Source organism: Marivita sp. S2033 (assembly GCF_046592965.1).
Lineage (GTDB): Bacteria > Pseudomonadota > Alphaproteobacteria > Rhodobacterales > Rhodobacteraceae > Marivita.
This window is the reverse complement of sequence record NZ_JBISBV010000006.1, coordinates 132346-144648: the sequence shown is the minus strand read 5'-3', so window position 1 is coordinate 144648 and position 12303 is coordinate 132346. Positions and strand designations below refer to the sequence as shown.

Here is a 12303-nt window from a genome sequence, read left to right as displayed (position 1 = left end):
GGAGACACGCACATGCAAGTCATTCTTCTGGAACGCGTGGCCAAGCTTGGCCAGATGGGCGATGTCGTCGACGTCAAGCCCGGCTTTGCCCGCAACTACCTGCTGCTTCAGGGCAAGGCCCTGACCGCCAGCAAGGAAAACATCGCCTCTTTCGAAGGCCAGAAAGCGCAGCTGGAAGCTCGCAACCTGGAATCCAAGAAAGAAGCCGAACAGCTGGGCGACCGTCTTGACGGTCAGCAGTTCATCGTGATTCGTCAGGCCTCTGACGGCGGCAACCTCTATGGCTCCGTCACCACGCGCGATGCCGCCGATGTGGCGACCGAGGAAGGGTTCTCGATCGACCGCAAGCAGGTCATCATCCGCCAGCCGATCAAAGTTCTTGGTCTGCACGAAATCGAGGTGCACCTGCACCCCGAGGTGATGGTCACCATCGAGCTGAACGTCGCCCGCTCTCCCGAGGAAGCCGAACTTCAGGCCTCCGGCAAGTCCATTCAGGAACTGGCCGCAGAGGAAGAAGCACAGGCGGAATTCGAGATTCAAGAGCTGTTCGACGATATCGGCGCGGCGCAACTGGACGAACTGGAAACCGAGGTCGAACAGAAGACCGCCGAGCCTGCCGTTCAGGAAAAAGCCGAGCTGGACGAGAAGCTCGACCGCTAAGCTTTTCTGCAAGACACCGAAAAGGCCGCGCCGGATATCCCGCGCGGCCTTTTTTGTTGGGCGTTTGCACCTCGTTGCCATCCACGAAGCTAGCCTTCGAGATACGCCTTCAGCGCCACGGCATTGTTATGCTCCTCGTCCTTGGCGCCATAGACCAGTGTGACACGCCCCTCCTTCAGCCGGTCCTTCAACTCGGCAACAACGTCGTCCTTGCCGTCAAGCTCCTTGGCGTAGCGTTTCTGGAATTCGTCCCACTTGTCGGGATCGTGGTCGAACCAGTCGCGCAGATCGTCGCTCGGCGCGATGTCTTTCATCCAGTCGTCGAGATCCAGATCCTCCTTGGACACCCCGCGCGGCCAGATCCTGTCGACTAGAATGCGCTGCCCGTCCGACCGACCGGGCTCCTCATATGCGCGCTTGAGCCAAATGCTGGTCATCTTTCGCCTCCTGTCACTGAGTGCTGTCTTGCATCCCTCGCCTTTCCTGAACGCTGACATTTTGCGTTTGGTTGCGCGACAACGAGGCTTTAACCTGACCTGACATCGAACCGATGAACCAATAACCGGGAGGACACGCACATGGCATTCAACCTCAACCGACGCAGCTTTCTTGCCAGCACGGCAGGATTTCTCGCGCTGCACCCGTTCTCGCTCCGCGCGGCAGCGAACCAGACGCATTTGCGGATCATGGAAACCACTGATCTGCACGTCCATGTCCACCCCTACGACTATTACGCCGACCGCCCCTCCGACACGGTCGGGCTAAGCCGCGTCGCCTCGATCATTCAGAACATTCGCGGCGAAGCGACCAATTCGCTGCTGCTCGACAATGGTGATTTCCTGCAAGGCAATCCGATGGGCGATTGCATCGCCTACGAGCGCGGGATGAAAGATGGCGACATGCACCCGATCATCACAGCGATGAACGTGCTGGGGTTTGAGGCGTCGACACTGGGCAACCACGAGTTCAACTACGGGCTGGAGTTCCTGACCAAGACCATCGCGGGTGCCGAGTTCCCCGTGGTGTGCGCCAACGTCGTCAAACAGACCGGCGCGTCGCCGCGCGAGGACACGCCGCTGGTGCCGCCCTATGTGATGATCGAGCGCAGCGTGACGGATGGCGCAGGCACCGCGCATGACATCAAGATCGGCCTCATCGGCTTTGTTCCGCCACAGGTGATGACCTGGGACCGCCGCCACCTCGAGGGCAACGTTCAAGCCCGCGATATCGTCGAAACCGCCCGCGCCTGGGTGCCGCAAATGCGAGAGGACGGCGCCGATATCGTCATCGCGCTGGCCCATACCGGCATCGGCCCTGCACAGGCCGAGGATGGCATGGAGAACGCGGCCGTCCCGCTTGCGGGTGTCGATGGGATCGACGTGATCCTCACCGGCCATTCGCATCTCGTCTTTCCTTCGCCCACTTATGACGCGGTTCCCGGTCTTGATGTGGCAGCCGGCACGATCAACGGCAAGCCCGGCGTCATGGGCGGCTTTTGGGGCAGCCATATGGGATTGGTCGATCTGATGCTGGAGCGCGATGGCAATGGTTGGCGCGTGCTCAGCCACCAATCCGAGGCGCGCCCGATCTACGAGCGCGGCGAAGACCGCTCCGTCACGCCGCTGGTTGAGGATTATCAACCGGTGCTCGACGCCACGATGGCAGAACACGAGGAAACGCTGGCCTATGTCCGCCGCGCCGTGGGCAACACCGATGCTCCGCTGCACAGCTATTTCGCGCTCGTGGCCGACGATCCGTCAGTGCAGGTCGTCTCGAACGCGCAGCGCTGGTATATCGAACAGATGATGCGCGGCACCGAACATGAAGGCGTGCCGATCCTGTCCGCTGCCGCGCCCTTCAAGGCCGGCGGTCGTGGTGGGCCGGAATACTATACCGACGTGCCGAAGGGCGCGGTTGCGATCAAGAATGTCTCCGATCTTTACCTCTACCCCAACACCGTGCGCGCCGTGCGGGTGACGGGCGAGCAGGTCAAGGGCTGGCTTGAACGCTCGGCGGGCATGTTCAACCAGGTAGAACCGGGAGCGACGGATGCACCGCTGCTCAACCCGGAATTCCCGAGCTACAATTTCGACGTGATTGACGGCGTGACCTACCAGATCGACCTCAGCGAGCCGTCGATGTTCGACCGCGAAGGCAAGGTGATCAACCCAGACGCCGACCGGATCAAGGATCTGCGCTACGACGGCGCGCCGATCGCACCCGATCAGGAATTCATCATCGCCACCAACAACTACCGCGCCGGCGGCGGCGGCAGTTTCCCCGGCACCGGAGACACGATCATCTTCGAGGGACCCGACACCAACCGCGACGTGATCGTGCGCTATATCGTGGAACAGGGCACCATCAACCCGAAGGCCGATTTCAACTGGCGCTTTGCTCCGATGGACGACACCAGCGTGATCTTCGAAACCGGTCCGGCGGGGGCGAAGTACTCAGACAGCTTGCAGGACATGCAGTTGGAAGAGGTCGGCACGAACGAAGACGGGTTCGCACAGTTCCGACTGACGTTGTAAGACCTGAAAACCAGTGCGCCGGAGTCAGCTTCGGCGCACATTTGAAGGGGTGCGACAATGCCCGTACGTTTGACGCATGTTACCGTTCTGGCCTGCCGCGTCCCTATCGAGCGTCCGGTTGCCACCTCCTTTGGCGTGATGACTAGCCGCCCCGCGGTGTTCGTACGGCTGGAGGATCAGGACGGTACGTTTGGCTGGGGCGAGATTTTCGCCAACTGGCCTGCCGCCGGTGCCGAACACCGCGCCAGGCTGGTGGTCGAGGATTTCGCGGAACTGCTGATCGGGCAGTCTTTCGAAGGGCGCAGGGCGCTGTTTGAAACGCTGACGGCCAAGACCCATATCCGCGCCTTGCAATCGGGTGAATGGGGGCCGTTCCGGCAGGTGATCGCTGGTCTGGATACGGCATATACCGACCTGCTCGCCCGTCGCGCCGGCGCATCTGTCGCGCGGTTCTGAACCCTCACGCGGATTTGACGGTGCGCTGCTACGCCAGCGGCATTGCCATCGCGCATGCCTTCGAAAGCATCGCGGACAGCCGGACGCAGGGCTTTGCCGCGTTCAAGGTGAAGGTCGGCTTTGATGCGGCGCGCGACACCGGCATTCTGCACGACCTGTTCGACACGCTCATGCCCAACGAGGTGATCTGCGCCGACGCAAATCAAGCGTGGACATTGAAGGGCGCACAAGACTTCCTTGCCGCAATACGCGGTTTGCCTCTTGGTTGGCTGGAAGAGCCCCTGCCCGCCGACGCGCCGCAGAGCGATTGGCTTGCATTGGCAAACGCAAGCACCGTTGCGATCGCCGCGGGCGAGAATATCACCGGCACAGGCGGCTTTAGCGAGGCCATCGCGTCGGGTGTGTTTGACGTCATCCAGCCCGATCTCGCCAAATGGGGCGGGTTCAGCGGTTGTTGGCCGGTAGCGCAGGCGATCCGCACGGCCGGTCTGCGCTATTGCCCGCATTTTCTCGGCGGTGGCATCGGTTTGCTGGCCTCTGCCCATCTGCTGGCGGCAACGGGGGGCGACGGGATGCTCGAAGTCGACGTCAATCCCAACCCCCTGCGCGACGGCTTCGAGATCTGGCAAGCGGGCACCACGAAAGGCACCCTCACCTTGCCAGAGCGCCCCGGTCTGGGCATCACCGCGTTTCCCGACCCGCTTCGCCGCTACGTCACGTTCGAGCGCACACTGACCGCCTAACGAAAAAGGCCGCCCCTTGGGACGGCCATTTCCTGAATGCGATGAAGTCAGATCACTCTTCGTCAAGCGCCTCGACGGCCTTTTGAAGATCGTCTTTGGAGACTTCCTTTTCGGTCACCTTGGCTTGCTCGGCAACGTGATCAACAACCTTGTCTTCAAAGATCGGCGCGCGCAGCTGCTGCTGCATCTGCTGGTTCTGGCGCACGAAATCGAAGAACGCACGTTCCTGTCCGGGATACTGGCGCGCCTGGTTCATGATCGCCTGCGTCATCTCGGCGTCAGTTACCTCGATCTTGGCCTTCTGGCCCAGTTCGGCCAGCAACAGACCCAGCTTCACGCGGCGCACAGCGAGCTTGTTGTGCTCGTCCGTCGGCTCGACCTCGGGGTGATCGTGGCCTTCGACATCCGGGTTTTCCTCGTGCCAAAGCTGATGCGCGATCTGCTTGGCTTCGGCTTCCACCAGCGACGGCGGCAGTTCCACGTCGGTTTTTTCGTCGAGCTGGTCCAGCAGGTCACGCTTCATCACCGCGCGCGCGGCACCGACATATTCGGCCTCCAGACGCTCTGCGATCTGGCCTTTCAGCGCGGCAAGATCTTCGGCACCGAACTTGGTGGCAAGCTCGTCGTTGATCTCGGCGGCAACCGGCTCCTTGACGTTCTTGATCTTGCATTCAAAGACCGCGTCTTTGCCGGCCAGGTTCTCGGCACCATATTCCTCGGGGAATTTGACCTCGACGTTCTTTTCGTCGCCAGCCTTCACACCGACCAGTTGCTCCTCAAAGCCGGGGATGAACGACCCTGACCCCAGAACCAGCGGATAATCTTCGGCGGCACCGCCCTCGAACGGCTCGCCATCGACCTTGCCGAGGAAATCGATCACCACCTGATCGCCGTCCTTGGCTTTGGAGCCTTTCTTGCGATCATCAAAATTCTGCGCGCTTTCGGCAAGATTCGCCAAGGCTTCGTCAACCTCGGCATCACCGGCTTTCACAACCAGACGCTCAAGCGATATGGTCGACAGATCGACCTCGGGCATCTCGGGCAGTTTTTCGTAAGCCATGTCGACCTGAATGTCGTCGCCCTCTTTCCAATCGTCGTTGGTCATCTTGACTTCGGGCTGAAGCGCCGGGCGGTCGCCGCTTTCCTCAAAATGCTTGTTCATCGCGCCGTCGATGGTTTCCTGCATCGCTTCGCCCAGAAGACGCGGGCCGAACTGCTTTTTCAGCAGCGGCATCGGAACCTTGCCCTTGCGGAAGCCCTTCATTTCGACTTCGGGCTGCGCCTCTTTCAGCTTTTCATTGACCTTCGCGTCCAGTTCGTCCGCCGAGACGGTGATCGAATAGCCGCGCTTGAGACCGTCATTGAGCGTTTCGGTGACCTGCATGTCATTCCCCTAAAGCTTAACGGGGCGCGCCTGCACCCCGTACCTTACAATTCGCGCCCTTCTATGCATCGAAAACCCTGTGTGCAAGGCAGATTCGACAGGGGTGGAGCGAGCATTCCACCAACCCGAATTCGCGTTCCGGCGCGATGCCAGCCGGAAGGTACAGCCTGCTGCCGCCGAGCGGACGGCCGTAAGCGCGTGAAGCTGTAATGAAATTGGTGCGGGTGAAGGGACTCGAACCCCCACGCCATAGGCGCCAGAACCTAAATCTGGTGCGTCTACCAATTCCGCCACACCCGCATTGCGCTGCTCACTAGCAAAGCTGTGACGCCGATGCGAGAAGAATTTTCGTACGAAAATTCTGAAGCCAAAGAAACTTCGTCCGAAGTTTCTTACCCGGTCAGACGGGAGAACACGCGCGGCAATGTGTCCGGCAGATCCTCGGCGATCAATCCCGGCCCGAATACGCGGGCCGCTTCGCAGTGGAGCCACACCGCGGCTTCGGCGACCTGAAACAGGCCCGCAGACGTCGATGGAGCGGCGAGCCCCGCAATCAGCCCCGCCAGAACGTCCCCGGCCCCGGCGGTGGCCAGCCACGGCACAGCCCGCGCGCCGGTTGCGCTGTGCACGCTGGCACCGCCACCGGGTTCGGCGATCACGGTGTCTTCGCCCTTGAGCAGCACCACGCATCCAGCCATGTTGGCCGCCTGTCGCGCCGCGTCGATCTTCGACGTCTCGCCGCGCGCGGACTGGGACATGTTCGGAAACAGCCGCGCGAATTCACCCTCATGCGGGGTCAGGATCGTTCGTTCGTGCGTGTGGGCAAAAAGAGCGGACGGATCATCGGCAAAGGACGTCAGCGCATCCGCATCGAGGATGACGGCCGTGGGCCGAGAGGCGCGGTCGCCGCCGCGATGGGCCAGAGCCGCAAGCACGAAATCGCGTGTCCTCGCCCCCACGCCCATGCCCGGCCCGAGGCAGAGCGCCGTCACGCGGTCATCCGCAATTCCGCGAAAGGTGCTCGGATCGGCGCAGGCGCTCAGCATCACCGCATCCAAGTGGGTGGCATTTTCCTGAAGTGCTGCCGGCGGGCACAGGATGGTCACAAGCCCTGCTCCGGCACGCAATGCCGTTCGCGCCGCCATGCGCGCGGCGCCGCCCTTTCCGACGCCGCCCGACATGACAATGACATGCCCGTAATCGTATTTATGGCCGCTGCCCTGAAGCTTGGCCACAATCGCGCCGGGCCAGACGCGCAACGGCAAGGGTCGCTGCATGAAGTCAGGGATCACAAGGCGCGCGCGTTCCGCGTCAGGCGCGGTTCCCACCATCGCGCGCTCCTTCGCATCAGCGCCGCGCAGGCCGATATCGACAACCTCGACATCGCCGCAAAGCGACGGACCAAGCCCCAGCTTGTGGCCCACCTTCAGACTGTGGAAGGAAATGGTGAGATGCGCCGAGTTGACCAGATTTGCCTGATCATCCCCCGGCACCATGCCGGTATCGAGGTTCAGTCCCGAGGGACAATCAATCGCCAGTCGTCGGACAGCCGGGCCGTGCGCCGGATTGGTCATCATTCCGGTATCGAGCACCGCAGCCAGTTCCTTGGGAATTGGCCGGGTCAGCCCCGTCCCGAACACCGCATCGACAAACAGCGCGGGCTGGTCGCACCGCTGGATCGCACTTGGATCAAAGGGCGAGACGGTGCCCATGTTCAGCCAGAGGTCATGGTTCACCTTCGCATCCGGAGGCAAGCTGGTCGCGTCGCCAAAAAGGAAGACGTCGACCTCCCAGCCGAGATCCCGCAAACGCCGGGCGATCACGAACCCGTCGCCGCCGTTATTGCCGGGTCCGCAGAGGATCAGCGCGCGATGCGCACCTTTGGCGAGGTCCGGCCATTTGCGCAGCGCCGCCTGAACCGCGCCTCGTCCGGCACGCTCCATCAATTGCAGGCCGGTCACGGCACCCGACTCGATTTCGGCCAGTTCGATGGCGCGCATTTGCGCCGAGCTCAGCAATTCGGTCACGATTGTCCTTCCGAGCGTTCTAATCCTGCCTCTTTGGCAAGCGCTTTGCACAATTTTTAAGCGTTTTTCCTGTCGCGCCCCTTTTACCCGTGCCGTGTCCGACATCACCGATTGTGACCCAGAAAGAGAAATGGTCTCTCGATTTCAACACCGGAACGAGGATGCCACCATGAAAAAAGTCGAAGCGATCATCAAGCCATTCAAACTCGATGAGGTGAAAGAGGCGTTGCAGGATGCCGGCATTCAGGGCCTCAGCGTCATCGAGGTCAAGGGGTTCGGGCGTCAGAAGGGCCATACCGAACTCTACCGCGGTGCCGAGTATGTCGTCGACTTCCTGCCAAAGGTCAAAATCGAGGTGGTTCTTGAGGATGATCAGGTGGATGGTGCAATCGAAGCGATCGTCGAGGCGGCACGCACCGACAAGATCGGCGATGGCAAGATCTTCGTCTCTCCGGTCGAACAGGCAGTGCGCATCCGGACCGGTGAAACCGGGTCCGACGCGATCTGATCCGTTACCCCGTCACGTTAAACACACCCCCCAATCCCATATCAGCGAAAGGGAACGAGAATGAGCATTGATGCGCTTCTCAAGCAGATCAAAGATGAGGATGTCGCCTATGTGGACATCCGGTTTACCGACACGCGCGGCACGCTTCAGCACGTCACGATCGATGTCGATCTTGTCGACGAGGATTTCCTCGAAGAAGGGTTCATGTTCGATGGCTCCTCCATCGCCGGATGGAAATCCATCGAGGCCTCGGACATGAAGCTGATGCCCGACACCGAAAGCGCCTATATTGATCCGTTCTATGCCGAGCGGACGCTTTGTGTGCATTGCTCCATCGTCGAGCCGGACACCGGCGAACCGTACGAGCGCGACCCGCGCGGCACCGCGCAGAAGGCCGAGGCGTATCTCAAGTCGAGCGGCATCGGCGACGCGGCCTATTTCGGCCCGGAAGCCGAGTTCTTCCTGTTCGATGACGTGCGCTATTCCAACACCATCAACAAGGTCTCCTACGAGGTCGACGCACTTGATGCCTCCTGGAACACCGACACCGAATACGAGATGGGCAATACCGGTCATCGTCCGGGCCTCAAGGGCGGGTATTTCCCGGTCAATCCGATTGATGACGGGCAGGACATCCGCTCCGAGATGCTATCGACGATGAAGCGTCTGGGCATGAAGGTCGACAAGCACCATCACGAAGTCGGGTCATGCCAGCACGAGCTGGGGCTGATTTTCGGCAGCTTGACCGAACAGGCCGACGAATTGCAGAAATTCAAGTACATCATCCACAACGTCGCGCAGGCCTACGGCAAGTCCGCCACCTTCATGCCCAAGCCGATCTTTGGTGACAACGGCTCGGGCATGCATGTGAACATGTCGATCTGGAAGGATGGCAAGCCCTTGTTCGCAGGCGACAAATACGCGGACCTGAGCCAAGAGGCACTGTATTTCATCGGCGGCATCCTCAAGCATGCCAAGACCCTGAACGCCTTCACCAACCCGACAACCAACAGCTACAAGCGTCTGGTTCCCGGCTTTGAGGCGCCGGTGCTGCGCGCCTATTCCGCGCGCAACCGGTCGGGCTGTGTGCGTATCCCGTGGACCGAAAGCCCCAAGGCCAAGCGTGTCGAGGCCCGTTTCCCCGACCCGGCCGCAAACCCGTATCTGTGCTTTGCCGCGCTTCTCATGGCGGGACTTGACGGGATCAAGAACAAGATCAATCCGGGCGAGGCGATGGACAAGAACCTCTATGACCTGCCCGCCGAAGAGCTGGAAGGTATCCCGACAGTATGCGGATCGCTGCGCGAAGCCATCGAAGCCCTGAAGGCGGATCACGATTTCCTTCTGGCCGGCGATGTCTTCACCAAGGATCAGATCGACGGATATGTGAGCCTGAAGCTGGGTGAGGCCGAACTTTACGACCAAACGCCCCACCCTGTCGAATTCGGTATGTATTACAGCTGCTGACCGGAGCTTTCAGATTGACACGGGGGCGCATTCAGGTGCGCCCCTTTTTTTGTGCCCGGCCACGTCATCCCCGATGCCGCGAATTGGCCATGATGTCGTCGTTACCGCGCCATAGCAGCGGCGCAGATCCAAAGACGGACGAGCAACAACGCGACACGGAAAGGCCGTCGTCATGACTCAGGATTTCAAGGAGCGACTGGCGCGACTCGAGGCCAAGCAAGCCAGACAGGATGCGATCGCCGCGCCTTCCGGCAATGATCCCAGCGCTGGCAGGATGTCCACTGGCCCCTTTCAGGGTAGGTCGCTTCTTTTCAAGGTTCTGGCCGGAGTCGCCGGGGTGTTGCTGTTGCCGACAATCGCGGTGGTCACGATGGTGATCCTGTTCATCGAGCGCGAACCGATGAGCGACATCAAGGCGCAAGTGGATTCGCAGCCTGCCCGCACAGCCGCCATCGCGCAACCCACCGAAAATTCTAGTTTTGGGGAGTCCGGTCTGGCCGTGAAATTGGCCACCGGCGTGGATACGAGCGTCGAGGCAGAAGACAGTTTGCGCGATCTTCCCACCGGAGATCTCATGCTCGAGCAGATGAATGAGGCCGAAGCGCGCAACGGTACGGAGCCGAGACCTTAAGCGGCGCGTAATGAACGTGCGGGATTGCGAGGCAATCAGGCTCACGAACGCCTGCATAATTCGACCTCACTCGAAACAATCCCGCTCCAGACCCTGATTGTTTGCAAGTGAACAACATTCCTCCAAATTTCGACCACATTCCGGCGGAATCATGAACAGACAAGTCCTTTGCTTGAACGAAAAGGAGGTTTGGTATGTGTGCGGCAGATGTAACTGTAATCAGCTTGGTCACCGATCTGGCCAAAGATAAAGTGTGCGCGGCGCTGGTGGTCCGCGTGTCCGACGCGCTGGCCTCTCTGGGAATTCGCTATCAGCGATTGCCGATCACACGCGACTATATCGACTGGTCGCTGGACGAGTCCGATCAATTGACCGTCGCGCTCGACGATGCCAACGACTCAAGCATCATCCTCGTGGCGATACGCAGCGCGAACAGCGCCGATAGTGCAGCACAGCTTGCAAATATCGGAGCCGAATTGTGCCGCAGCTTCGATGTCCATACGGTGTACTGGAACGGCGCGTCCACGCCGATTTCGGCTGCTGCCTTTCTTGGTAAACCGGGCACGGATGGTCGCTCAATCTCGAACCGCCGCACGGTCTATCCGCGCAAGGTCTCTGTCCAGCGCCCGTCGACACGGCGGCAAACACCCTTTCCGACATCTGCAAAGCTGGAAACCTGGGTGATGCGCGGGTTGCGCGCACGGTTCAAGGAATTCGACGCCGCCACAACAGACCGGACCGAGACGGATCCGCGCCGCGCAACCTCTGTGCCATTGCGGCTGGCCGCATGGGCGCTGTCGTTGACGACCGCCATCTTCATGCTGCCCTTGGCGATCCCGCTGATCGCCCACAACCTCGTGCGCGGCGAGGATGTACGCTCGGGTGCGATGGCGCTGGGTGTCGCCGGTCTGTTCGCCTCGCTGGCCCATAGCGGCATGGCTCCGGCGCTGTCCTACCTGTACCTCGTCTAGGCCCGGTTCCACAGCAAGACGGAGCAAGCGAAGGAACGCTTGCTCCTGTCCGGGCGTTTGCTAACTTAATGCAACTCATTTCCTGTGGAGACTTTCCAAATGCGTCGATTGATTGCTGCCGCCCTGATGACGGCCTGCGCCGCCCTGCCCGTTTCTGCGGCTCAGTGCATCACCAGCCAAAGCGACTTCAACGCCTACAAGCAGAACCTCGCCAATCAAGCGGCCGCTGCCGGTGTCGGCCAGCGCGGACTGGCGGCGTTGCAGGCGGCGAACCTGTCTGGCATCACGTGGCGCTTTGAATCCAACCCCAGCAGCCAGAGCGGGACGCTGCAAGGTGATCCGGCGCGTTTTCTGGCCAAACGCTCTGGCAGCACAGCCGACAGCTTCATCAACCAGACCCGCTCCAAGATCGCCAAGAACCCCAACACGTTCGCCTCGATCGAGCGCAACTTCGGCGTGCCCGGGTCGATCCTTGCAACCATTTGGGGGCTGGAAACCAGCTGGGGCGGCTATCTCGGGGGCACCGACATTGTGGACGGCGCGGTGACGCTGTCCTCCTATTGCCGCCGTCACCCGCGGTTCGAGCCACATGCGATTGCGGCGCTGCAAATGGTCGATGACGGAACATTGTCGCCCGGCACACAGGGCGGACCGTCAGGCGAATTGGGCCATATGCAGTTTCTTGCCGGCAACTGGATGAAATACCGCGTCGATGGCAATGGCGACGGGCGCGCCGACCCTTACAATGCGGTTGATGCGCTTGCGACGGCGGCCAACATGCTGCGGCGCAATGGCTGGCAGGCCGGTCAACCGTTCGGCGAAGGCACGCAGAACTTCAACGTGCTGTCGGTGTGGAATGACAGCGGAAACTATCTGCGCGCCATCGTCTATTCCGCCGAACGCGCGGGCGGCTGACGCACCG

At 61.0% G+C, this 12303-nt stretch carries 12 protein-coding genes and 1 tRNA gene; 9 read left to right on the top strand and 4 right to left on the bottom strand.

Annotation, left to right across the window (positions count from 1 at the left end; translation table 11 throughout):
• Positions 1–12 precede the first annotated feature (12 nt).
• Entirely contained in the window at positions 13–660 is a 648-nt protein-coding gene (gene rplI, locus ACGKZZ_RS12105) for a 50S ribosomal protein L9 (protein WP_411223827.1), read from the top strand.
• Between the two features lie 89 nt (positions 661–749).
• On the opposite strand, the gene ACGKZZ_RS12100 is transcribed toward rplI, so the two are convergent.
• Positions 750–1097 (bottom strand): DUF488 domain-containing protein, encoded by a 348-nt coding sequence (locus ACGKZZ_RS12100; RefSeq protein WP_411223826.1) that lies wholly within the window; start codon positions 1095–1097, stop codon positions 750–752.
• A 141-nt stretch (positions 1098–1238) separates the two neighbouring features.
• Here ACGKZZ_RS12100 and ACGKZZ_RS12095 point away from each other — a divergent pair, with 141 nt between their 5' ends.
• From ACGKZZ_RS12095 to ACGKZZ_RS12085, 3 genes are read left to right on the top strand one after another with little or no spacing between them, the layout of a single operon-like run.
• Positions 1239–3194 carry a bifunctional 2',3'-cyclic-nucleotide 2'-phosphodiesterase/3'-nucleotidase gene (locus ACGKZZ_RS12095; RefSeq protein ID WP_411223825.1) on the top strand — a complete coding sequence of 652 codons (1956 nt, stop codon included), beginning with the start codon at positions 1239–1241 and terminating at the stop codon, positions 3192–3194.
• Between the two features lie 57 nt (positions 3195–3251).
• The gene (locus tag ACGKZZ_RS12090) at positions 3252–3650 is read left to right on the top strand and encodes a hypothetical protein (protein ID WP_411223824.1); all 399 of its coding nucleotides are present in this window, start codon (positions 3252–3254) and stop codon (positions 3648–3650) included.
• Between the two features lie 20 nt (positions 3651–3670).
• Complete coding sequence (locus ACGKZZ_RS12085; protein WP_411223823.1) at positions 3671–4393, top strand: mandelate racemase/muconate lactonizing enzyme family protein; 723 nt, start codon at positions 3671–3673, stop codon at positions 4391–4393.
• 52 nt (positions 4394–4445) lie between these two features.
• Here the strand turns inward: ACGKZZ_RS12085 and tig are convergent, their stop codons facing one another.
• From tig to ACGKZZ_RS12070, 3 genes are all read right to left on the bottom strand, one after another.
• The gene (gene tig / locus ACGKZZ_RS12080) at positions 4446–5777 is read right to left on the bottom strand and encodes a trigger factor (protein WP_411223822.1); all 1332 of its coding nucleotides are present in this window, start codon (positions 5775–5777) and stop codon (positions 4446–4448) included.
• Positions 5778–5993: 216 nt separating this feature from the next.
• Positions 5994–6077, bottom strand: a tRNA-Leu gene (locus ACGKZZ_RS12075).
• A gap of 92 nt (positions 6078–6169) precedes the next feature.
• On the bottom strand, positions 6170–7804 hold the full coding sequence (locus ACGKZZ_RS12070) for an NAD(P)H-hydrate dehydratase (protein WP_411223821.1): 1635 nt from the start codon (positions 7802–7804) through the stop codon (positions 6170–6172).
• Positions 7805–7973: 169 nt separating this feature from the next.
• Here ACGKZZ_RS12070 and ACGKZZ_RS12065 point away from each other — a divergent pair, with 169 nt between their 5' ends.
• From ACGKZZ_RS12065 to ACGKZZ_RS12045, 5 genes are all read left to right on the top strand, one after another.
• Positions 7974–8312 (top strand): P-II family nitrogen regulator, encoded by a 339-nt coding sequence (locus tag ACGKZZ_RS12065; protein WP_411223820.1) that lies wholly within the window; start codon positions 7974–7976, stop codon positions 8310–8312.
• Between the two features lie 60 nt (positions 8313–8372).
• On the top strand, positions 8373–9779 hold the full coding sequence (gene glnA, locus ACGKZZ_RS12060; protein WP_411223819.1) for a type I glutamate--ammonia ligase: 1407 nt from the start codon (positions 8373–8375) through the stop codon (positions 9777–9779).
• 172 nt (positions 9780–9951) lie between these two features.
• Positions 9952–10410 carry a hypothetical protein gene (locus ACGKZZ_RS12055; RefSeq protein ID WP_411223818.1) on the top strand — a complete coding sequence of 153 codons (459 nt, stop codon included), beginning with the start codon at positions 9952–9954 and terminating at the stop codon, positions 10408–10410.
• A 194-nt stretch (positions 10411–10604) separates the two neighbouring features.
• Entirely contained in the window at positions 10605–11381 is a 777-nt protein-coding gene (locus tag ACGKZZ_RS12050; protein ID WP_411223817.1) for a hypothetical protein, read from the top strand.
• A 99-nt stretch (positions 11382–11480) separates the two neighbouring features.
• Positions 11481–12296, top strand: a complete 816-nt coding sequence (locus ACGKZZ_RS12045) for a lytic transglycosylase domain-containing protein (RefSeq protein WP_411223816.1) — start codon at positions 11481–11483, stop codon at positions 12294–12296.
• Positions 12297–12303: the final 7 nt, after the last annotated feature.